Origin of the sequence: Crossiella sp. CA198 (genome assembly GCF_052078295.1) — a bacterium.
Lineage (GTDB): Bacteria > Actinomycetota > Actinomycetes > Mycobacteriales > Pseudonocardiaceae > Crossiella.
Genome location: NZ_JBQJIM010000026.1, coordinates 38293 through 58663, shown reverse-complemented (window position 1 = coordinate 58663; position 20371 = coordinate 38293). Strand labels below are relative to the sequence as shown.

29 protein-coding genes are annotated in these 20371 nt (G+C 68.8%); 6 read left to right on the top strand and 23 right to left on the bottom strand.

What is annotated here, in order from left to right; all coding sequences use genetic code 11:
* Window position 1 precedes the first annotated feature (1 nt).
* The 13 genes from ACTOWY_RS35280 to ACTOWY_RS35220 all read right to left on the bottom strand — a co-directional run bounded on the left by ACTOWY_RS35280 (window position 2) and on the right by ACTOWY_RS35220 (window position 4867).
* Window positions 2-232: a hypothetical protein gene (locus ACTOWY_RS35280; protein ID WP_441313936.1), complete on the bottom strand. Its 231-nt coding sequence runs from the start codon at window positions 230-232 to the stop codon at window positions 2-4.
* Window positions 229-426, bottom strand: a complete 198-nt coding sequence (locus ACTOWY_RS35275; RefSeq protein WP_441313935.1) for a hypothetical protein — start codon at window positions 424-426, stop codon at window positions 229-231. The genes ACTOWY_RS35280 and ACTOWY_RS35275 overlap by 4 nt, the downstream gene beginning before the upstream one ends.
* Before the next feature lie 294 nt (window positions 427-720).
* A complete protein-coding gene (locus ACTOWY_RS35270; protein ID WP_441313934.1) occupies window positions 721-1554 on the bottom strand; it encodes a DUF4097 family beta strand repeat-containing protein in 834 nt (277 codons plus the stop codon).
* An 8-nt stretch (window positions 1555-1562) separates the two neighbouring features.
* The gene (locus ACTOWY_RS35265; protein WP_441313933.1) at window positions 1563-1784 is read right to left on the bottom strand and encodes a hypothetical protein; all 222 of its coding nucleotides are present in this window, start codon (window positions 1782-1784) and stop codon (window positions 1563-1565) included.
* 8 nt (window positions 1785-1792) lie between these two features.
* Complete coding sequence (locus ACTOWY_RS35260) at window positions 1793-2002, bottom strand: hypothetical protein (protein WP_441313932.1); 210 nt, start codon at window positions 2000-2002, stop codon at window positions 1793-1795.
* Complete coding sequence (locus tag ACTOWY_RS35255; protein ID WP_441313931.1) at window positions 1999-2436, bottom strand: RRQRL motif-containing zinc-binding protein; 438 nt, start codon at window positions 2434-2436, stop codon at window positions 1999-2001. The genes ACTOWY_RS35260 and ACTOWY_RS35255 overlap by 4 nt, the downstream gene beginning before the upstream one ends.
* Window positions 2437-2439: 3 nt before the next feature.
* On the bottom strand, window positions 2440-2592 hold the full coding sequence (locus ACTOWY_RS35250) for a hypothetical protein (RefSeq protein WP_441313930.1): 153 nt from the start codon (window positions 2590-2592) through the stop codon (window positions 2440-2442).
* 4 nt (window positions 2593-2596) lie between these two features.
* Window positions 2597-2779, bottom strand: a complete 183-nt coding sequence (locus ACTOWY_RS35245) for a hypothetical protein (RefSeq protein WP_441313929.1) — start codon at window positions 2777-2779, stop codon at window positions 2597-2599.
* 280 nt (window positions 2780-3059) lie between these two features.
* Window positions 3060-3506: a hypothetical protein gene (locus ACTOWY_RS35240; protein WP_441313928.1), complete on the bottom strand. Its 447-nt coding sequence runs from the start codon at window positions 3504-3506 to the stop codon at window positions 3060-3062.
* On the bottom strand, window positions 3506-3946 hold the full coding sequence (locus tag ACTOWY_RS35235; RefSeq protein WP_441313927.1) for a DUF3307 domain-containing protein: 441 nt from the start codon (window positions 3944-3946) through the stop codon (window positions 3506-3508). Before ACTOWY_RS35235 ends, ACTOWY_RS35240 begins: the two co-directional genes overlap by 1 nt.
* A complete protein-coding gene (locus tag ACTOWY_RS35230; RefSeq protein WP_441313926.1) occupies window positions 3946-4131 on the bottom strand; it encodes a hypothetical protein in 186 nt (61 codons plus the stop codon). The genes ACTOWY_RS35235 and ACTOWY_RS35230 overlap by 1 nt, the downstream gene beginning before the upstream one ends.
* Window positions 4131-4571, bottom strand: a complete 441-nt coding sequence (locus ACTOWY_RS35225; protein WP_441313925.1) for a hypothetical protein — start codon at window positions 4569-4571, stop codon at window positions 4131-4133. The genes ACTOWY_RS35230 and ACTOWY_RS35225 overlap by 1 nt, the downstream gene beginning before the upstream one ends.
* Complete coding sequence (locus ACTOWY_RS35220) at window positions 4571-4867, bottom strand: hypothetical protein (protein WP_441313924.1); 297 nt, start codon at window positions 4865-4867, stop codon at window positions 4571-4573. The genes ACTOWY_RS35225 and ACTOWY_RS35220 overlap by 1 nt, the downstream gene beginning before the upstream one ends.
* 716 nt (window positions 4868-5583) lie before the next feature.
* Between ACTOWY_RS35220 and ACTOWY_RS35215 the strand changes: the two genes are divergently transcribed.
* Window positions 5584-5928: a GntR family transcriptional regulator gene (locus tag ACTOWY_RS35215; RefSeq protein ID WP_441313923.1), complete on the top strand. Its 345-nt coding sequence runs from the start codon at window positions 5584-5586 to the stop codon at window positions 5926-5928.
* On the opposite strand, the gene ACTOWY_RS35210 is transcribed toward ACTOWY_RS35215, so the two are convergent.
* Window positions 5918-6118: a hypothetical protein gene (locus ACTOWY_RS35210; protein WP_441313922.1), complete on the bottom strand. Its 201-nt coding sequence runs from the start codon at window positions 6116-6118 to the stop codon at window positions 5918-5920. The genes ACTOWY_RS35215 and ACTOWY_RS35210 overlap by 11 nt on opposite strands.
* Window positions 6119-6332: 214 nt before the next feature.
* On the opposite strand from ACTOWY_RS35210, the gene ACTOWY_RS35205 reads away from it, so the two are divergent.
* Together ACTOWY_RS35205 and ACTOWY_RS35200 are read left to right on the top strand one after the other, a co-directional pair.
* Complete coding sequence (locus ACTOWY_RS35205) at window positions 6333-7112, top strand: aminotransferase class IV family protein (protein WP_441313921.1); 780 nt, start codon at window positions 6333-6335, stop codon at window positions 7110-7112.
* A gap of 82 nt (window positions 7113-7194) precedes the next feature.
* Window positions 7195-8100 carry an SUMF1/EgtB/PvdO family nonheme iron enzyme gene (locus ACTOWY_RS35200; protein ID WP_441313920.1) on the top strand — a complete coding sequence of 302 codons (906 nt, stop codon included), beginning with the start codon at window positions 7195-7197 and terminating at the stop codon, window positions 8098-8100.
* Between the two features lie 48 nt (window positions 8101-8148).
* Here the strand turns inward: ACTOWY_RS35200 and ACTOWY_RS35195 are convergent, their stop codons facing one another.
* Complete coding sequence (locus ACTOWY_RS35195) at window positions 8149-8289, bottom strand: hypothetical protein (protein ID WP_441313919.1); 141 nt, start codon at window positions 8287-8289, stop codon at window positions 8149-8151.
* A 140-nt stretch (window positions 8290-8429) separates the two neighbouring features.
* Window positions 8430-8888: a hypothetical protein gene (locus ACTOWY_RS35190; RefSeq protein ID WP_441313918.1), complete on the bottom strand. Its 459-nt coding sequence runs from the start codon at window positions 8886-8888 to the stop codon at window positions 8430-8432.
* Window positions 8889-9759: 871 nt separating this feature from the next.
* Between ACTOWY_RS35190 and ACTOWY_RS35185 the strand changes: the two genes are divergently transcribed.
* Both ACTOWY_RS35185 and ACTOWY_RS35180 read left to right on the top strand, forming a co-directional pair.
* Complete coding sequence (locus ACTOWY_RS35185) at window positions 9760-12114, top strand: penicillin acylase family protein (protein WP_441313917.1); 2355 nt, start codon at window positions 9760-9762, stop codon at window positions 12112-12114.
* A 19-nt stretch (window positions 12115-12133) separates the two neighbouring features.
* Window positions 12134-13960, top strand: coding sequence for a prolyl oligopeptidase family serine peptidase (locus ACTOWY_RS35180; protein ID WP_441313916.1), 1827 nt, complete (start codon window positions 12134-12136; stop codon window positions 13958-13960).
* A 27-nt stretch (window positions 13961-13987) separates the two neighbouring features.
* Here the strand turns inward: ACTOWY_RS35180 and ACTOWY_RS35175 are convergent, their stop codons facing one another.
* From ACTOWY_RS35175 to ACTOWY_RS35150, 6 genes are all read right to left on the bottom strand, one after another.
* Window positions 13988-14464, bottom strand: a complete 477-nt coding sequence (locus ACTOWY_RS35175) for a Dps family protein (RefSeq protein ID WP_441313915.1) — start codon at window positions 14462-14464, stop codon at window positions 13988-13990.
* Between the two features lie 45 nt (window positions 14465-14509).
* Window positions 14510-15046: a DUF1707 SHOCT-like domain-containing protein gene (locus ACTOWY_RS35170; protein ID WP_441313914.1), complete on the bottom strand. Its 537-nt coding sequence runs from the start codon at window positions 15044-15046 to the stop codon at window positions 14510-14512.
* A gap of 25 nt (window positions 15047-15071) precedes the next feature.
* Window positions 15072-15677 (bottom strand): NADPH-dependent FMN reductase, encoded by a 606-nt coding sequence (locus ACTOWY_RS35165; RefSeq protein ID WP_441313913.1) that lies wholly within the window; start codon window positions 15675-15677, stop codon window positions 15072-15074.
* Window positions 15678-15750: 73 nt separating this feature from the next.
* Window positions 15751-16335 (bottom strand): DUF1707 SHOCT-like domain-containing protein, encoded by a 585-nt coding sequence (locus tag ACTOWY_RS35160; protein WP_441314017.1) that lies wholly within the window; start codon window positions 16333-16335, stop codon window positions 15751-15753.
* A gap of 48 nt (window positions 16336-16383) precedes the next feature.
* Complete coding sequence (locus ACTOWY_RS35155) at window positions 16384-17832, bottom strand: catalase (RefSeq protein WP_441313912.1); 1449 nt, start codon at window positions 17830-17832, stop codon at window positions 16384-16386.
* Window positions 17833-17837: 5 nt separating this feature from the next.
* Complete coding sequence (locus ACTOWY_RS35150; RefSeq protein ID WP_441313911.1) at window positions 17838-18302, bottom strand: Fur family transcriptional regulator; 465 nt, start codon at window positions 18300-18302, stop codon at window positions 17838-17840.
* 115 nt (window positions 18303-18417) lie between these two features.
* On the opposite strand from ACTOWY_RS35150, the gene ACTOWY_RS35145 reads away from it, so the two are divergent.
* Window positions 18418-19611: an MFS transporter gene (locus tag ACTOWY_RS35145; protein WP_441313910.1), complete on the top strand. Its 1194-nt coding sequence runs from the start codon at window positions 18418-18420 to the stop codon at window positions 19609-19611.
* A 128-nt stretch (window positions 19612-19739) separates the two neighbouring features.
* Here ACTOWY_RS35145 and ACTOWY_RS35140 read toward each other — a convergent pair whose 3' ends face one another.
* Window positions 19740-20333: a TetR/AcrR family transcriptional regulator gene (locus ACTOWY_RS35140; RefSeq protein WP_441313909.1), complete on the bottom strand. Its 594-nt coding sequence runs from the start codon at window positions 20331-20333 to the stop codon at window positions 19740-19742.
* Between the last annotated feature and the right edge of the window lie 38 nt (window positions 20334-20371).

The following is a 20371-nucleotide window of genomic DNA, read 5'->3' as shown; positions in this document are numbered from 1 at the left end:
GTCACTGGCCCGCCCGGAGCGCCGCGGCTTCCTGCCGGGCCTGCCGGGCGTGAGCCCGGTGGTCGGCGGCAGAACCGAAGCCGGAGTCGCCGTAGGCATCGGCGTAGCCATCCATCGCGGTGGCCGCCTCCTCCAACCAGGCGATCCGTACCGCCGGCGGGTCGTCCGGGCTGGGCGGGGGTGGCAGTTGCTCCAGTCGCTGCAACGCGTCCTGGCGGGGGCGGGCGTTCATCGCTGACCCCCGGCGGCGAGCAGGCCGGGGCGGGCAGCGCTGGGCATGGTGCGGATGCGCACGCAGGCCGCGTCGCCTACCTGGGCAATCCCGGACAGGATCGCGGAGAGAGCGGCGGCGGTGCTGGCCAGCACCGCGGTGATGGCCGACAGAAGACCGAGCAGCGCCCAGGCCGTGATTGCGCCGGGCTTCATCTGGTTGACCTTTAGCATGGGGAGCCTCCCGGGCTCACGTAGGTGGGTGTGGGGAGACCGGACCGGCGGGTCGTTCTTGGCGGGACTGGCCGCCGGTCCGGGCCGTCAGCGTGTGGTGTTTTTTCCGTCCCTCTCCGCCCAGCACACGCAGGTGCGCACGGTGCAGGCGCACGCGCGGACGTAGCGGTTGTGCTTGCAGTTGGTGCAGGTGGACCACCGGTTCAGAGCGGCGGTGATCCGGGTGGCGAGTCCCATGGGGCACTGTCCTTTCAGACCCGGGCCGGTGTTGGACGGTCAGAGGTTCCGGGTGATGCGGCCGGACATGGTGTGGGTGCGCTCGCGCAGGGACACCCCGGCCGCGGCGCTGAGGGAGATGTGCCCGCTCATCGTCTCGACCTCCACAGTGGAGGGTTCGGTGGCGTGCACGGTGACGTTGCCCGAGGTGGACGCCGCGTCTGCGTGGCCACCGTGAAGGGTCAGCTCGATCGCACCGGACATGGTGTCTACGGCGGTAATGCCGGTGCTGGCCAGGCGGATGGTCCCGGAGGTGGTGCTCACCCGCGCCTTCTCTGCCTGCCCTGCGGTCACAGTGCCGGAGACGGTGTCCGCGTCCAGCGCCCTCACAGCTGCGGTGGTGAGTGAGCCGGAGGTGGACCGGAATCGCACCGTGTTGAGCAGGCCAGTGGTGGCGAGGTTGGCGCTGACGGTGTTCACCCGCACCGAGCTGCCTCGGGGAAGCCGGATGTCGGCCCGGATCTTCCCGCCTCGCACCGAGGTGCGTCCGGCCGTGCCGGTGGTGACCCGGCCGGAGTGGTCGATGTTGATGCCGACCACGGTGCCAGTGACGGTGCCCATGACCTGGCTGACCACCAGGCCGCCGTTGCGGTGGTGGACGGTCTCGGCCGGACTGGGCACGGTGACCGTCCAGTGCTGGCCGCGCTGGTCTGCGGTGGCCTGGTTAATCAGCTTGGCCGCGTCCGGGTCGGCGTGCCGGAGCGGGGTCAGGGTGATCTCGGCGTGTTCGCGGTCGTCCACGCTCACACTGATCTCGCCGTGGGCCAGGTCCAGTTCCAGCAGGACAGGGCCAGGCCGGAACGCGGTGAAGGTGGTGTTCGGTTGGGAAGGCATGGGGCCGATCACTGTCCTTTCAGGACGGTCAGCATGGCGTGGCGGCCAGCGCCGAGGACCTGGTTGCTGAAGATGTCGAACACGAAGTCGTACACCTGGGGGCCGTCCCAGGTGTCGATCCGGCCGTGGGGGGTGATTTCCACTACCTGGCCCCGGATTTCGCCGTAGGTGATGTAGTCACCCACCTGGACCTGATCGGCTCGGACCTGCACCCGGCGGGGCTTGGCCATGGCCTGCCTCACCAGTTCGTGACGGTGAAGGTGGTGTTGTAGGCCACGCCCATGCTCGGCCCGCCGCGCAGGTGCACCATGTAGTCGAACTCCTGGTAGCGGCCGTTGAACTGTCCGCCGAAGTCGGGCTCGATCCCGCTGATCTGGTAGTTCTTGCCGTTGACGCGGATCCAGGTGCCGACGCTGAGGTTGCTGGCGGGAAGGGTCTTGCTGCTCATGCTGCTGCTCCGATCTCGGTGGTGTCGGTGGCGTGGTCGGTTTCCCAGCACGGCCAGCACTGCTTGGTGCTGGTCGGCAGGATGTAGAGGGGGTCGCGGCCGCAGGTGCGGCAGATCCGGCGCGCCTGGTTGGCTTTGGCCAGCGCGGTCCAGCGGGCCGGGGTCATCGGCCGCACCGGAGCGGCAGCCGCGATGAGGTAGAGGTGCGCGACGGTGAACTTCTTGGATGCGTTGTGCCGCAGGTACAACAGCGCTACCGGGTCCTGCCCGTTGGGGCGCAGACCTTGTGCGCGAAGCTGGCGGCGGGTCGCGAGAAGGTGTTTGGGGGCGCAGCCGTAGGACAGCAGCGGCAACCCGTCGTGGTGACCGCGAATCCACTCGTGGGCCTGCGACCAGGCCACCGCGGCCAGCAACCACGGGAACTGGCGGGCCACCGGTCACTTCTTCCGGAGTGCGGCCAGGCAGCCGGGGCAGGTCACCGTGGCGAAATGGCCGTCGTGGTAGGAGGTGCGGCGAATGCCGCACATCGTCACGGCTGGGCCGTTCTGCCAGCTGTACGGGCGCAGCTTGTGCACCACAAGCTTGGCCATCGCTCTAGACCTTGCGGGTGCAGGCCGGGTGGACGTTGGCCCTACTCGCCCACGACGTCACCAGGTTGGGCGCAAAGGACACCAGCGCCTCCCCGCACACGATGCAGGTCTTGCCGTTCGCGAGCTTCGCCGCGGCCTTGCTGCGCAAGGTGCCGCCGGTCTTGCTGCTGGTCGTGAACAATCCCATTACGAATGTCCTTCCTGGACAGTGAGCGGAGTGGGTTTCAGCAGAGTGCGGTGCGGTCCAGCTCGAAGGAGGCGTACTCGGCGGCCTCCCGCTGGGGGCTTTCAGAAGCCCTGGCACGCACAGATGGAGAGGAAGTCCCGGCCGTCAAGATCAGTGCCGATTCCCAGGTTGGAACACCGTGGGCAGGTGCCGTCCCGGCGCAGCGCGGCGGTACAGCAACGACACTTGCTGCGTCGGGGCGGCGGTACGGAGGGCTTGGGCTTGGGCTTGAACGGGTTTCTCACGGGTTCCTCCTGACGTCAGATCCCGACGTGGGGTGAGTGGCTTCCCCGTTCCGCACCTTCCGCGCCGAGGCAGCGAGGGTGCGCAGCACCTCCAGGTCGACCGGGGTGTGCTCGGCCTCGGCGGACAAGCCGAGCGCGTCCAGCAGGTCCGGCAGGTCCTCGGCGGTGCACCAGATGGTTTCGGTGCGCCATCCCAGGAAGCCGGTGATGTAGAGGTAGGCGAGGCCGTGAATGCCCTGCACCTGCGCGGTGGGCGCGGTCATCGTGTCGGCCCACGCCAACAGGTCGGCGGGCCCGGCGTAGAAGGGAAGCTGGATCTTGTCGCGGTGCACGTCACCTGGGCAGAGGTGGGAGTGGTAGAGCATGTGCTGGGACAGCACGGCCAGCCGCTGGGCCTGGGCCACAGCGGGGGTCAGCACCGAGGCGGTCAGATTGCCGGTCATCACGCACCCCCGACCAGCGCGGTCAGCAGCGCGGCCACGAACAGCCACACGAGGTGTGCGGCTTGGTCCAGGTGGGCCGAGCCACCGTTGTCGTAGTAGCCCAACTTGCCGCGGATCCCGGCCCGGTCCAGCAGGGCGGCGAAGGCGCGCAGGGTGTGCCGACGGTCGATGACCAGGTGCGTCACCGCGGACACGGCCTGCCCGAGCAGGAACCCGGTCCAGGTGATGTCCAGGCCGAAGGCTGCCCACACGATCGCGACGAACGCCGCGGTCGCGGCGGTGTAGGAGGCGACATGGCGGGCCGCGGCGGCCCAGCCCTTGGTGCCGGGGCAGCCTTTGTGCTCGACCTGGTGGGTGGTCTGCAACCAGTAGTCCCCGACGTGGTGGGCGGCCCACAGGGCGGGGGCGACGGTGGCGAAGGTGATCGCGGCGGCCGACATCACTGCACCTCGGTGGTCGAGTCGGCGAGGCGGCGCAGGATTTCGGCGGCCACCCCGATGGTGACGGGGTGGCCGTCCTGGTCGATCGGCCCGGTGTAGCCGGAGGCACGCAGGGTGAAAAACCTGGTGTCGGCGGAGGTTTCCGGGTGGCCGTCGACCCGGCGGGAACGCGGGCTGGACGCCATCACGCGACCTCCGCCTTCGGCTCGATCTCGGCAAGTGCAGCGCGAAGTTGCTCTGCCGACACCGTGGCCTTGCCGTCGGTGAAGGCGACACCGACGGCGCGGATCAGGTCATGGCGCTGGGTCTGCCGGAAGTAGTTCCAGATCTGAACCTGGACGGGATGGCCGGCGGGGGTGTGCATGACCCACTCGATCTCCGCCGCGAGGTAGGAGCCGCAGTCACGCAACGGCACCGGCAGCTTCAGCAGCGTGGCCCACTCGGCGATCGCGGCACACTCCGCGTGGAGGTCGCTCTGGGAGGGCAACTGAAGCTGGACCCGGGCAGTGTCGAAACAGGAGCCAGTCGAGGACACGCAGGCCACGGGCGGGGCGTCCGGGTGCGCGGTGAGCAGCTCGGCGCCCAGTCGCAGCAGGTCGGCGATCAGTTCGGTCCGGGTGGCCATCAGGCGGCCCTACCCACGGTGGCCGTCCACACCGCGTCGGCGCGGTGTGCGGCGGCCTGGTAGATCTCCCAGGCCCGCTCGGCGCGGTCGGTGGCCACGGCGACGTCGGCGCGGGCCCGGCGCAGGGCCTTGCGGTAGTCCATCCGGGTCGGCTGCTGGCGCACCAGCAGCGTCCAGGACGCGGCGATACCGGCCAGGGTGCGCATGCTCTTGTGCGCCTCCAGATACCGGCCGCACATCTCCTCAACGTGGCGGCCCAGCGCGTCCAGCTCGGTGTTGACGGTCGTGTTCTGCACAGCAGTCACCTCGAAATCAGTTACGGGACAAGGGGAATCGGGCCGAGTGGCCCGGAGAGGTTGCGGAGTTCGTGTACCTCCCGGAGAACGCATCACCCTGGGGCACCAGGTGATGCGCGACCGGCAAACCACGAACGGGGTTGCAGCTTCCGGAGGTGCCAGCCGTCCACATGGGACGTCCGGTCCTCGCCTGGCACGTCAACCACCACCCGGGAGCGGGCGGCGGCGAGCTTGTGGGACGTGTCCTTGGTGTTGCGATGTGTCTTTGCCGGAGGGCAGTCGTATGGCCGGGCTCGTTGGCTTGCGCTCGCCACCGCTTCACAGCGGGAGGTCTTCGCTGGCAGGCCCCACACGTTCATCACGTCGCATGGGGCGCACTGCAAACCCGTGGCCCGAACCACCGATGCGGTTCCTCTGGCTTGGTGTTGCACGCTGTTGAGTTCTCAAAGACCAACCCGGATCTGGGCGCACGCCACCGCACCGCCTATGCGGTTGTGCTGCGGATATGCGATTCACCGGGTACTGCGTGCTCCCGGCCCGGCTTGAACGGGCTGCCCCACCAAGATCACTGGAAGCGGGAGCGAATGACGGGCGTTACATGGTGACTTATGGCGTTCAATGCTGTGCTAATACGAAGCTAGCTACACGGCACCGGCGGTGTCGATACTCCGATTGGGTGATCTAACACGGCTTAGAACGGTCTGTATCCTGCAAACATGCAGCTCTCACCCAGTGCCGGGCACCCGTACCGGGCTCTTGCCGACCGGATCGTGAAGGACATCCGGGAGGGGGCGCTCAAGCCAAACGACCAGTTGCGGCCTGTCCGTGAGCTGGCCAAGAACTACGGTGTCACTCCCGCCACGGCCCAGCGAGCGGTGAACGAGCTTGTCGCTGAGGGCTACATCAGAACTGTTCCAGGGCATGGGATCTTCGTTCGGGACTCGCTCCCGGTGGAGATCAACGATGCCGATCTTCCACAAGAGGTTCGCAAGCTCCGAGAAGAACTTGAAGCCCTTCGCCACCGCGTTGTTGCACTTGAGCAGCCTCCAGCTAGCGAGTAAGCGAGCGGAGGAAGGTCGCGACACCGTCCACCACATCGCCGACGCCACCTGCCACGCCCGACACCCAGCCCGCGGAGTCGCTCGGGTGGTTCACGATGAGCACCAGGACTGCGACCAGCAGCAGGGTGCCGACCAGCTTGGGCACCAGGCCACCGCCGGCCTTCATCCCAGGAAACGAGTTTCGCGCCATTGGACTCTCCTCCGTCTCGTCGGCTCCCCTGCCCAGTGGCTCCGGTTCGCCGTTCGTGTTCATGCCATAAGCAAACCGCGAGAAGACTCCGGCGAGAACTGCCCCAACACCCCCTCAGCACTGAACTTTCGCTGAACCGCAGCCACTGAACTTTCACTGAACTTGACAGGCCCCTAGGTATCGCAACAGCCGGTCAGGTGCCAAGCTGAGCACCATGGAACTGAACGGTGCGGCGGCCACCCTCAAGCAGATCAAGTCCCTTGCGCTGACCAACTACGGGCATTTCACCTCAATGCGCGTTGAGAGTAACCGGGTGCGCGGCTTGTCGCTCCATATGGAGCGGCTAGCGCGAGACTGCCACTATCTTTTTGACGCGGAACTCGATATCGACCACGTTCGGCACTGCATCCGAAAAGTGCTGTCTGGCGGCACTCAACCGACCGTGGTTCGGGTTACCATCTACGATCCAGCGCTTGATCTCGGCACGATTGGGTCGGATGCCGAACCTCATGTTCTTGTGACCAACCGGGCTGCCCCCCAGGCCCAAGTATCACCTTTGCGGTTGCAGGCCGTTTCCTTCCGGCGCGAGATTCCGGCAGTGAAGCACATTGGATTGTTCGGAGTGCTTGAGCGTCGGCGGTTTGCCCAGCGTGATGGGTTCGATGATGTTCTACTCCTGAACTCAGATGGCACCATCTCCGAGATCGCAACCTCGAACATCGGGTTCGTCCGTGAGGGACAGATTGTCTGGCCAAGGTCGGAGTACCTCAACGGCGTCACGATGCGACTGCTCCACCAGGCGCTCGATGAGCAAATCTCCACCGAGCTGCTGACCTTGTCGGACCTGCCTCAGATGGACGCCGCATTTGCCACCAATGCCGCCACCGGAATCAGGCCGATCGCATCGGTAGACCACACGCAGTGGCCCACTGACCATGCAGTACTGACCGAGTTGCGAGAGCTATACGAGGACATCCCGGCCGAACTCGTGTAAGAACGCGTCCCAGCCAGCTACGCTCGCCCGTGGAAGATACTCACAGGGGGCAGCAGTGACGACGGTTCAACGGTGGTCCGGCGTGGAGGTCCGGGCGCTCCGCGAGGCGAAGCGGATGAGCATCCGAGAGTTCGCCAGCCATCTGGGCGTCAGCGAACGCATGATCTCGAAGTGGGAGGCTGGCCGGGAGAACATCCACCCTCGGCCAGTCAACCAGGCCGCGCTGGACACATGCCTGTCGCGGTCCGACCCGGACACGCAAGCGCGGTTCGCGTACCTCACCGGCGATTCCCTCGTTCCCTCACAGGCCGATGCGCTAGCTGAGCCCATCGGCGGCAGCCAGGTTCGACACCCTGCGGATGGCAGCGCCATGGTCAGGGTGGATGGCAGCGTATTTCTGTCCGGCCCAAGCAATAACCCAGTTTGGCTTCCCGAGTTCTTTATCGATGTACATCCGGTTAGCAACGCAGACTACGCGCGTTTTGCTGCGGCAACGGGGCATTCAGCGCCACAAAATTGGACTGACGGGCACTACCCGGAAAGCCTTGCCGATCACCCAGTTATCTTCGTCACCTGGCTTGACGCTAACGCTTATGCGGAGTGGGCAGGAAAGCAGCTACCCAGCAGTCAGCAATGGGAGAAGGCCGCCCGGGGCACACGCGGAAGTGTCTACCCCTGGGGCGACCAACCCACTCCGGCAAAGTGTAACGTGCGCGAGAACGGCGTCGGCAGCACAACATCGGGTGACTGCTACCAGAGCGGCATCAGCCCTTATGGTGTTTACGACATGTGCGGCAATGTCTGGGAATGGTGCACAACAGAGACCAAACCCGGTAGGCGCGAACTGAAGGGCGGAGCCTGGACTAGCCCTTTCAGCCGGGCAACCCCGTCGTCATTCAATGACGCTGCCGTGACCATGTGTGATGACGACACGGGTTTCCGCTGTGTCACTTCGGCAGAAATGCTAGCGAAGGTGCTCGGCAACTGAGACGACTGGTCCGGCTGGTTCGCAGAAACCTGCCGGGCAGCGGTGCGGTCAAGCCGCGGGGACCTGGCTGGGCGGCGGCTGACACAGTTCCACGCTGGGGTGCGGCAATTCCAGGTACCAGGTCGAGCCGTTGGTGAAGAGCACCTGGTGAAGCACCTGTTCGCCGTCGACTTCCACGGCCTGGACCACGCCTTGGTCCGTGGGCTCGTTCTGGTGCGGAGAAAGGTCGCTGGCGGGGCCTGGGCCATACAGAAGCGGCGCCTGTGGGCTGGTCCAGTCGCGGACATGGACCGTCCACCCGAGGTAGCGAGTCGTCGGTTGCATCGTGCTCACCTTCCCGCGTCGCAATCCTGTTTGGTGATCTGGGCTGACCGGCCAGTCTCGGTGTGCTGGAACGGCAACTGCTTCGGCGCCGGCCCCGTCCCGGTCACCCGGACACGAACACGGTACTCGCCCTCCCTGCACTCGCCACCCACGATGACCTCGAACCCAGCCTGGTCCGGTATCCGCCGGGTCAGCAGTTCCCGGCCCCAGGTCATCCACTCGCCACCGACCTGGACTTCCAGCGTCGCGCGGAGCTGATGCGAGGCCGGGGGCTGGTCGCAGCTCGGGCGAACCCTGCCCACTACGCGCTTGCCCATGACCTCCGGGCGCGCAATCGACACGCCGCAGGCTTTCACCAGGCCCGGGGCGGGCGGCTTCGGCTCGCACTTGGCCGCCGTGCACAGCACCAGCGCTGCACACGCCCCGAGCAGCGACGCGGTCCGGGTGAGAACTTGCTGGGCCACATGGCGATCGTGGCAGCCCGGACCGCCGTGTCCACTCCTCGTGGGACGTTCCTGGCCAGGTACACCGAGATGGCCGAACCCTGCGGCACGCCAGCCGCGGTCACCGGCTGTCTGCGGGGTCGCCGTTGTGGTCGGCGGGCTGGGTTGGTTGGCGCGCATGGTCAAGCTCCTATCTGTGGATCGGACGTTGGTGGGGACTGTCGAAGGGAACGCGGACACACGAAGAGCGGCCCTACTACCCGCGCGGGGGTAGTAGGGCCTGACGTGCTTCCCGCGGCCCAGGAGCCGGGTTTCCGGGTTTGCGCCGGGTTTCACCGGGTTTGGTGCCGACTCCAAACCCGGCGCGTGTTTCCCCAGGTCAGAGCACATGTACACATGATCAACCGGGTTTACGGGTTTGTTTTCGAGTCTGAGAGAAGTTGGTTGTAGTAAGTGCAGATGCAGGCCCACGCGCTGCTCCTGCTCCGCTGCGCGCCCCGACCCACCGGCCGTACGTTCCAGCCCAGGGAGCTGGGAGAAATCTGGGAGAAGAACCTCTCCCAGAGGCCCGTGGTGCCCCACACGGACCGACGGGTACCAACGCTCTGACCAGGGCTTTACGGGCGGATCGCAGGTCGGGAATCTGCCGGGACCTTGTTCGGGACGAAGAGGTCGCAGGTTCAAATCCTGTCACCCCGACCACACTTAAGGTCGCCACCGAGAACGTTCGGTGGCGACCTTAAGTCGTTTCCGGGGTCCCCCTGAGTCCACTTAGGTGGTTGTCCGTGCCCAAAGGGCACATCTTGTCCGGGTTTCTCCGGAGGTGCCGCAGGATCGGGTCGGGTTGACTACTTGATGTTCCGACTCTTCTAGGCGTGGGGGAATTCACCAGATGGGGCGAAGTCTTGTGGTGGGCGCGGTGGTGGCCGCGGTGGCTGGGAGTGTGCTGGCGGCACCCGCGTCGGCGGCGGCGCCGGAGGTGGCGCTCAGGGACGGGCAGACCTATTCGGCGGTGATCCAGCGGACCGAGTACGGGGTGCCGCACATCACCGGGGCGAGCATGGGATCGGCCGGGTACGGGTTCGGGTATGCCTACGCGCAGGACAACCTGTGCCTGCTGGCTGAGCACGTGACCACGCTGGCCGGTGAGCGATCCCGGCATTTCGGGCCGGAGGGGCGGTTCAACAACGGGCCGGGCACCTTCACCAACCTGGAGAGCGACCTGTACTTCCGGGCGTTCAACGACTCCGGGCGGCTGGAGCGGTTGCTGGCGGAGAAGTCCGGGCCCTCGCTGGAGATCCGGGAGACCCTGCGTGGGTATGTGGCCGGGTTCAACCGGTACCTGCGGACCACCGGGGTGGACCGGCTGCCGGATCCGACCTGCCGGGGCAAGGCCTGGGTGCGGCCGCTGACCGAGCTGGACCTGTGGCGCAACCTGCACGACTCCAGCCAGCTCACCGGGGTGTCCTCGTTCACCTCGCTGATCGCCAACGCGAAACCGCCGACGGGCAAGGGAATCCCGGCGATTCCGGCGGCGGCGGAGATGATGGCGGTGGGCAGCAACGCGTGGGGGCTGGGCCGGGAGGCGACCAGGGATGGCAGCGGCATGGTGCTGGGCAACCCGCACTTCCCGTGGGCCGGACCGAACCGGCTCTACCAGGCGCAGCTGACCGTGCCGGGCAAGCTCAACGTGCTGGGCGCCGCGCTGGCCGGGTTGCCGACGATCGCGATCGGGCACAACGAGTCGATGGCCTGGACGCACACCGTCTCCAGTGCGCACCGGTTCACCATGTTCGAGCTGAAGCTGGCCCCCGGTGACCCGACTTCCTATGTGGTGGACGGGAAAACCGAACCGATGAGCAAGCAGGCCGTGCGGGTCCAGGTGCGCGGCGCGGACGGTTCACTGTCCACTGTGGAGCGTGTGCTGTACCGCTCCCGGTACGGGCCGGTGCTGGCCGACGGCTGGACCGACACCATGGCCTTCGCCGTGCGCGGGTCCAATGAGGACAGTCTGCGGGCGATGGACCAGGAGCTGGCGGTGGCCAGGGCCAAGGACGTGACCGAGGTCAGGGACGCGCTGCACCGGGTGCAGGGGTCGGCCTTCACCAACACCGTGGCCGCCGACGCCAAGGGGCAGAGCTTCTACGCCGACGCCTCGGTGGTGCCGCATGTGACCGACGCGCACGCGCGGCGCTGCGTGGACACCCCGGCAGGCCGGGCCTCCTACCCTGGCCGGGTGATCCTCAACGGCTCGCGGCTGGAATGCGGCTGGGGCAGCGATCCGGACGCGGTGACGCCCGGGGTGTTCGGGCCGGGGAACCAGCCCGCGCAGCAGCGCGCCGATTACGTGCAGAACGCCAACGAGTCGGCCTGGCTGACCAACGCCGCCGCCCCGCTGACCGGCTACCCGCGGATGTACGGCCCGCAGGCCGACCCGCGCTCGCCGCGGGACCGGCTGTCCCACCTGATGGTGGACCAGCGCCGCGCGGGCAGTGACGGGCTGGGCGCGCCAGGGTTCGACCTGCCGAACCTGCAGCGGGCCATGCTGGGCAACCGCACGCTGACCGGCGAGCTGTTCCGGGACGCGGTGGTCGGTCTGATCGAGGCCAACCCGGCGATGACCGCCACCGACGGCGCGAAGATCGACGTGCGCACGGCGGGCGCGGTGCTGGCCAAGTGGGATGGGCGGATGGACATCGACAGTCCCGGCGCGGTGCTGTGGCGGGAGGTCTACGGCGGGATCCGGCCGTTGCCGAACAAGTTCGTGGTGCCCTTCGACCCGAAGGACCCGGTGCGCACCCCGCACACGCTCAACACCGCCGAGCCCAAGGTCAGGACGGCCATCGCGGACGGTGTGCAGCGGCTGCTGCGGAACAACCTGCCGCTGGAGCTGGAACTCGGCAAGGCCCAGCGGGACGCCCCCTCCCGCAAGCTGCTGCCGATCCAGGGCTGCGCGGGCAGCGAGGGCTGCTTCAACGTGACCGAGCCGAGCACGACCAAGATCCAGGCGGACGGCAGCTACGGCAAGGTCGAGATGGGCTCCAGCTTCATCATGGCCGCCCAGCTGGGCAAGAACGGGCCGCGCTCGCAGTCCGTGCTCACCTATTCGCAGTCGGCCAACCCGGCCTCGCCGCACCACTACGACCAGACCGAGCTGTACGTGCGCAAGGGCTGGGTGCCTGGCCGGTACACGCAGCCGGAGATCCGCAAGGCCCCCGGGCTGACGACGGACATCATTGCCGAGTAACGGACTCTAGGATCGGGGTGTGAGCCAGCATCCGACCACACAGGTTCCCGACCAGCTCTTCGCCGATCCGGCCGCCGAGGCGAGGTGGCGGGCCCGGTTCGCGGCACCCAGGGTGTCGCGACCGGGCTGGGCCGAGGACGCGCCGCAGCGCAGCCTCTACATCTCCAACCTCGGCGGGGTCTGGGAGGTCTACACCTGGGACCGGGACTCCGGCGCGCACCGGCAGGTGACCGATCGCAAGAACGGCACCACGCACGCCACGCTCACCCCCGACGGCGAGCACATCTGGTGGTTCGCCGACACCGACGGCGACGAGTTCGGGCACTGGGTCAGCGAGCCCTACGGCGGCGGCGCTGACCCGGTGCCCGCGCTGCCGGGCACCCCGGACGCCTACCCGGCCGGGCTGGCCCTGGGCAGCAGGGTGGTCGCCCTGGGCACCGCCACCGACGACGGCACCACCATCTGGATCTCCCGGGACGGCGCGCCGTCGGAGATCGTCTACCAGAACGAGCACGACGGCGGGGTCGGCTCGCTGGCCAAGGACGAGACGTTCCTGGTCATCTCGCACTCCGAGCACGGCGACTCCCGGCACCCGGCGCTGCGGGTGCTGCGCACCGCCGACGGCGGCGCGGTGGCGGAGAAGTGGGACGGCAAGGGCAAGGGCCTGGACGCGCTGGCCTTCAGCCCGGTGCCGGGTGATCAGCGGGTGCTGATCCTGCACGAGCGCCGTGGCCGGGAGGAGCTGCTGCTCTGGGATGTGGCGGCCGACACCGAGGTCGAGCTGACCATCGACCTGCCGGGTGAGATCGTCGGCGACTGGTACCCCGACGGCAGCGCGCTGCTGATCTCGCACACCTACCAGGCCCGCAACACCCTGCACCGCTACGACCTGACCACCGGCGAACTGTCCACTGTGGACACCGCGCGGGGTGTGGTCAGCTCGGCCGAGGTCCGCCCGGACGGCACCGTGGAGTACTCCTGGTCCTACTCCGGCCAGCCACCCGCGGTGCGCGCGATCGGCCCGGACGGGGTGGACCGGGTGCTGCTGGAGCCGCAGGGCGAGCGGGCCCCGGAGAGCGTGCCGCTGGACGACGCGTTCGTGGCCGGTCCCGGCGGCACGGTGCACGCGCTGGTCACCCGGCCGACGGGCGAGGGTCCGTTCCCGACCGTGTTCGAGCTGCACGGCGGGCCGCACTCGGCGGATGAGGACCGGTTCTCCGCCTACCGCGCGGCCTGGGTGGACGCCGGGTTCGCGGTGGTGCACATCAACTACCGCGGCTCCACCGGCTACGGCTCGGTGTGGCGGGACGCCATCGAGGGCCGTCCCGGCCTGACCGAGCTGGAGGACGTGGCCGCGGTGCACGCCTGGGCGGTCGGCTCCGGCCTGGCCGACCCGGCCAGGTGCGTGGTCGCGGGTGGCTCCTGGGGCGGGTTCCTGACCCTGCTGGCGGTGGGCACCCAGCCCGAGCTGTGGGCGGCCGGGGTGGCCAGCGTGCCGGTGGCCGACTACGTGGCCGCCTACGAGGACGAGATGGAGCCGCTGCGGGCCTACGACCGGGCGCTGTTCGGTGGGTCGCCGACGGAGCTGCCGGAGCGGTACGAGGCGTCCTCGCCGATCACCTACGTGGACAAGGTGACCACGCCGGTGCTGGTGCTGGCCGGCGAGAACGACCCGCGCTGCCCGATCCGGCAGATCGAGAACTACCTGGACCGGCTGGCCGAGCGTGGCGCCGCCTACGAGGTCTACCGGTACAACGCGGGCCACGGCTCGCTGGTGGTGGCCGAGACGATGCGCCAGACGGCGGCCGAGATCGACTTCGCCCGGCGGGTTCTCGCCACCGGGTGAACCTCGCGCACTGGTGGCGGGTCCGGCTCAGGCGAGCTGGGCCTGCCACATCCAGTGTGCTTCCTCCAGCTTGCCGGTGATCTCGATGATCAGGTCCTGGGTGACCAGGTCGGTCTTGTCGGTGGCGTCGATCCGGACCCGCATCCGCTGCACCAGGGTGCCCAGCATGGTCACGATCGCGCCGATGACCTCGGTGTCCTGCTTCCAGTCCGCGGGGAAGGACGGCACGCCGGTGGTCTCGGCCACCGTGGTGACCCGGCCGTCCGGGGAGACGCCGATCGCGGCGGCGCGTTCGGCGACCTGGTCGGAGTAGCCGCGGGCGGCGGTGACCAGCTCGTCGAGCTGGAGGTGCACATCGCGGAACTGGCGGCCGACCACGTTCCAGTGCGCCTGCTTGGCGACCAGGGACAGGTCGATCAGGTCGACCAGCGCGGCCTGTAGCACCGCGCCGGTGCTGTCACGTTCGGCCTGGCCGAGTGGACTGGTGATCGGGCTGGTCGTCACGTCGAACCTCCTCGCATCCGGGGACACGAGCAGGTCTTCCCCTGATCAGGCCGCGGAAACCACCCGGACGTCGCCGAAGGTGGTCCAGGCCTTGATCCGGATCTTGGGTGCGCCCGGCACCGGCGGCACGTCGGCCAGCTCGACCACCTCGTCGCCGAAGACCAGGCCGCTGCGCACCTCGACCTCGACCCCTTCCGGCACGGTGACCTCGATGTCGCCGAACCAGCTCCAGGTTCGCACCTCCACCAGCGGATCGGTGATCACCGCCTGCCGCAGGTCCAGTTCGACGTCGCCGAAGAAGGAGGACACGGTGGCGCCGGTGGGCAGCGCGAAGCGGCCGCCGCGGGCCACGTCGTCGAAGATCGACTGTCGGCTGACCACGGTGGTGGCCGGGGTGAGCGGGGCGGGCAGGGCGCCCACCACCGCCCGCACGCCTGCTTCGTCGGTGGCCTGGAAGACCAGGTCGACCTTGTCGGTGAACTCGTCCAGGGTGAGCCTGCCCTCGCCGACCGCGCGTTCCAGCGTGGTCTGCGCCCGGGTCTTGACCAGGTCGAGGGCCGACTCCAAGGGTGGCTGCGTCACCAGGCCACGGTAACCACGGACTTCGTCAGCGTTCGTCGTCGCGAAGTAGCGCCCCTGGTCGGCCTTCAGGCTGATGCCGCCCACGCAGGGCGAACTCGGCCACCTGCTGGCCGATGGTCCGCAGGGTGTCGCCGACCTGGGTGTCCGTGCAGCCGCCGCCGAGGTCGAAGCTGACCTCGCGGGAGTTGAGCGCCGCGCCCAGCGGGGTGGGCCAGCCGCGCAGGGCGTGCACGATGGAGCGCAGCGCGGTGAGCGTGGTGACCGCGGCCTGCCAGCCCATCGCGGTGGCCACGCAGCCCACCGCGCGGCCGTCCAGGTACGGGCGCTCGTCGCCGCGCAGGTCCTCGATGTAGTCCAGGGTGTTCTTCACCAGGCCGGAGACCGTGCCGTGGTAGCCGGGCGAGACCAGCACCACGCCGTCGGCGGTGCGCAGCGCCTCGACCATCCGGATCGCGTTCTCCTGGCGTTCCGGCAGGCCAGGGTCGTAGAAGGGCAGCACCAGGTCGGGCCCGGTGAAGGCGACCGTCTTGGCGCCAGCCTCGCGGGCCCCGGCCAGCACCAGGTCGAGCGCGCGCTGGGACTGGGAGTCCGCGCGCAGCGATCCGCCGATGCCCACCACGGTGACCGTCATACGAGTAGTTCCTTCCTTCGGCCGACCCGCCCAGCACGGTACGACCTCCAGCCAGCTGGAGGTCAACTGGCCTTTAGGACAGCCGGTCCAGCCAGTTCCTGACCCGCTCGGTCAGGCTCTGGTCGCGCACCTTGACGTCGCCGAAGATCGACCGCGCGTTGATCCGGAGCAGCGGGCTGCCCGGCAGCGCGGGCTCCCCTGACAACTCCACCCGTTCCGAGCCGAACACCACCGAGCCGTTGACCTCGGCGTTGATCCCCTTGGGCAGGGTGATCACCACATCGCCGAAGCAGCTGAACACGGTCAGCTCCACCACCGGCTCGCTGATCACCGCCTGCCGCAGGTCCACCTTGGCGTCGCCGAAGATCGCGCTGATGGTGGTGCCCGAACGCAGGGTGAACCGGCCGCTGCGGCGGACGTCGTCGAAGATCGATTTGGTGCTGACCCTGGCCATGGCCGCCGCCGGCGCGGGCGGGAGGACCGGCGCTGGCAGGTCCTGCACCGCGCGGGCGATCTCGGCCGGATCCTGCGCCCGCCACACCGTGTCCGCGCGGGCGGTGAACTCCTCCAGGGTGAGCCTGCCCTCGCCGACCGCGCGTTCCAGCGCGGTCTGGGTCGCGCGTTTGGTCTCCTCCAACGGGTCCTGCCCTGGCAGCATCACCGGACCGAGGGTAGTAGAACCCCCGATCCGGTGAGGCCGGTTCACTCAGCCGGTGAACCGCTCCGCGACCTTGTCACCCAGGGTCTTGTCCACGTTGCGCCAGTAGGCCAGCGCCCGCTCCAGCACGGGCCGGGACACCCCGTTGCCCAGGTGCCCGGTGATGTTGTCGGCCAGCCGCGCCCGCGCCGCGTCATCCATCACCTGACGCACCAGGGTGCCAGCCTGGCCGAAGTCGTCGTCCTCGCGGTGCAGCGCGTAGGCCGAGCGCACGATCTCCCCGGTCACGCCGTAGCCGTCCGCGTCGTCCGGGAACCGCTGCCCGTCGGCCTTGGGCCCGCCGTAGGAGTTCGGCGCGTACACCGGGTCGCTGATGTTCTGATACCGCATCGCGCCGTCCTTCGAGTAGGACTGCACAGGCGACTGCGGGCGGTTGACCGGCAGGTCCATGTAGTTCGGGCCGATCCGGTGGCGGTGGGTGTCCGGGTAGGAGAACAGCCTGCCGAGCAGCATCTTGTCCGGGGACGGGCCGATGCCGGGCACCAGGTTGGACGGCTCGAAGGCGGCCTGCTCGATCTGGGCGAAGTAGTTGTCCGGGTTGCGGTCCAGCACCAGCTTGCCGACCTTGGTCAGCGGGTAGTCCCCGTGTGGCCACACCTTGGTCAGGTCGAACGGGTTGAACCGGTAGTCCGCGGCGTCCTCATACGGCATGACCTGCACGTACAGCGTCCAGCTCGGCGCGTTGCCGCCGGAGATCGAGTTCCACAGGTCGGCGATGTGGTAGTCCGCGTCCGCCCCGGCGATCTGCGCGGCCTCGGCCGAGGTCAGGAACTCGATGCCCTGGTCGGTCTTGAAGTGGTACTTGACCCAGAACTTCGCGCCACCGGCGTTGACCCACAGGTAGGTGTGCGAGCCGTAGCCGTTCTGGTGCCGCCAGCTCTTCGGGATGCCGCGGTCGCCCATCAGCCAGGTGACCTGGTGCGCGGACTCCGGGGACAGCGACCAGAAGTCCCACTGCATGTCGTGGTCGCGGCGGCCGTTGTCCGCGCGGCGCTTCTGCGAGTGGATGAAGTCGGAGAACTTGCTGGGGTCGCGGATGAAGAAGACCGGGGTGTTGTTGCCGACCAGGTCGTAGTTGCCCTCTGGGGTGTAGAACTTCAGCGCGAAACCGCGCGGGTCCCGCCAGGTGTCCGGCGAGCCCAGTTCCCCGGCCACGGTGGAGAAGCGCACCAGGGCGTCGGTGCGCACGCCGGGCTGGAACAGCGCGGCCTTGGTGAACTGGCTGACGTCCTCGGTGATCTGCAGGAACCCGAAGGCGCCGCCGCCCTTGGCGTGCACCACCCGTTCCGGCACGCGTTCGCGGTTGAACTGGGCCATCTTCTCGATGGCGTAGTGGTCCTGGAGCAGGATCGGCCCGTTGGCGCCCGCGGTCAGCGAGTGCTCGTCACTGGCGACCGGGATACCCGCGTTGGTCGTGGTGTACCGCTGCTGGGTCACGCTGTTCACTCCTCGTGGTGGTGATCCTCCGCGCCGGCGGCCAGGCAGTTCGGGCACCGGCCCCAGAACACGACCTCGGCCTCGTCCACCGCGAAACCCGCGGTGTCGGAGGGGTCGAGACAGGGCCGCTGGCCGCGGACGCAGTCGACGTCCTCGGTGTGCCCGCAGATCCGGCACACCAGGTGGTGGTGGTTGTCCCCGGTCCGAGTCTCGAACCGGGCCGGGTGGCCCGCCGGTTCGATCCGGCGCAACAACCCGGCCGAGGTACAGGCGGCCAGCACGTCGTAGACGGCCTGGGTGGACACCGTGCCCAGCCGGGCCCTGGTGGCCGTGGCGACCTGGTCGGCGGTCGAATGCGGGTGACCGGAGAGCCACTCGAGCACCGCGATCCTCGGCTGCGTGACCCGGAGTCCGGCCGAGCGGAGCCGGTCGCGGGCAGCGGGTGGCAGCGGGGTGGTCTCGGTGTTCATGACAGCATCACTCCACCACTTTTTCTGGAATGAGTCAAGAAAGGCCCGGGGCTGACCTGCCAAGGTGCGGGAAACCTCTTGGACGACTGTCGGTGCCGCCAGTCACCATGCACAGGTGCCGATCGAGCCCTACCGCCGCCTGTTCGCGCTGCCCGGCGTCCGTCCCCTGGTCGTTGTCACCCTGCTGGCCCGGACCCCGATCGCGGCAGGGCCAATGGTGTTGAACCTGCACGTGCTGCAGGACCTGGGGCAGAGCTACACCTGGGCGGCGGTGGTCTCGGTGGCGGTGACCATCGGGCTCGCGGTCGGCTCGCCGCTACTGGGCCGGATGGTGGACTCGGTCGGCCTGCGCCCGGTGATCCTGATGACCACCGTGGTCGAGGGCGTGTTCTGGTTCGCCAGCCCCTGGCTCGGCCTGACCGGACTGCTGGCCACCGCGGTCTTCGGCGGGCTGTTCGCGTTGCCGGTGCACTCGATCTCCCGGCAGGCGATGGCCGCGCTGGTGCCAGAGGCGCAGCGGCGGACCGCGTTCTCGCTGGACTCGATGGTGGTCGAGGCGGCGTTCATGGTCGGGCCCGCACTGGGCGTGGTGGTGGTGACCGGCCTGTCCGGACAGGTGGCCATGATCGGCGTTGGCAGCTGCATCGTGCTCGCCGGGATCGGGCTGTACCTGCTCAACCCGGCCACCCGCAGCAGCACCAGCGAGGTGGCCACCGGCCCGCGCCCGCCGCGGTCGAGCTGGCTGACCACCCGGATGCTGGCGGTGCTGGCCGCCTCCGCCGGCGCGGTGCTGGTGCTCTCCGGCAGCGATCTGGCCATCGTGGGCGTGCTGCGTGAGGCCGGTCAGCTGCCCTGGACCAGCGCGGTGATCCCGATCTGGTGCCTGGCCTCGCTGATCGGCGGTTTCGTCTACGGCGCGATGCGCCGCTCCTATCCGTCGCTGGTGCTGATGGGCCTGCTCGGCCTGTGCACCATCCCGGTGGCCTTCGCCGACCAGTGGTGGCTGCTCGGCCTGATGCTGATCCCGGCCGGACTGCTCTGCGCGCCGACCATCGCGGCCACCTCCGAGGAGGTCAGCAGGCTGACCCCGGAGTCGGTGCGCGGTGAGGCACTGGGCCTGCACGGTTCCGCGCTGACCGCGGGCAGCGCGCTGGGCGCGCCACTGGCCGGACTGGCCATCGACCTGGCCGGACCTCCCTGGGGCTTCGTCGCGGTGGGCGGGGCCGGACTGCTGTCGGCGATCGTGGCCTGGACGTTGTTCCGCGCCTCGGCCAACCGGGCGGCGGCCAAGGCCGAAACCGCGAGCTAGGGCCTGTCCGCGGAGCCGCGTGGGCGAGAGTCGTGATCGAGGTGGTTCCTGGTGGTGCGGACGGGCCGCCCTCATACCGGGCGTATTCGGGTGGTCCGGCCGTGCCGCCAGGGGCCGCCTCGACGCGGCTATCGCGGGCGCGGCTTTGCGGACAGGCCCTGGGGCCGGTAGCGCAGGCCGTCCATGATCAGGTCGAGCTGGCGGCCTGCCAGCCCACGCTGGTCCATCGCGGCGCGGCCCATCGCGGCGGTGGCCAGTGCCACCCCGCTGATCGCGAAGAGCACCTCCTCCGGCGCCACGTCGGTGCGCAGCGCGCCCGATTCCGCGGCCGGGGCCAGCAGCAGCCGGATGGCCGAGTCCAGCAGGTCCCGGCTCTGCTCGTACGGGTTGGCGCCGGTGGCGATCACCGCGTTGAGCGCGGCGGACATGCCCGACTTGGTGGTCCAGTAGGCCAGGAAGCGGTCCATCCAAGCCCGCAGGGCCTGATCGGCGGGCAGCTCGGCCAGCAGCTCCCGCGCCGCCTCGCACACCTCGGCCAGCTCGTTGCGGTAGGCCGCCTCGATCAGCGCCTCGCGGGTCGGGAAGTGCCGGTAGAGCGTGCCGATGCCGACCCCGGCCTGTTTGGCGACCGCGTCCAGGGCCACCTCGGGACCGCGTTCGGAGAACAGCCGGACCGCGCTCTTCAGCAGCTTCTCCCGGTTGCGCTGGGCGTCCGCGCGCATGCCTTGCTCCACTCCTGTGACCCAGATCACCTGTTAAA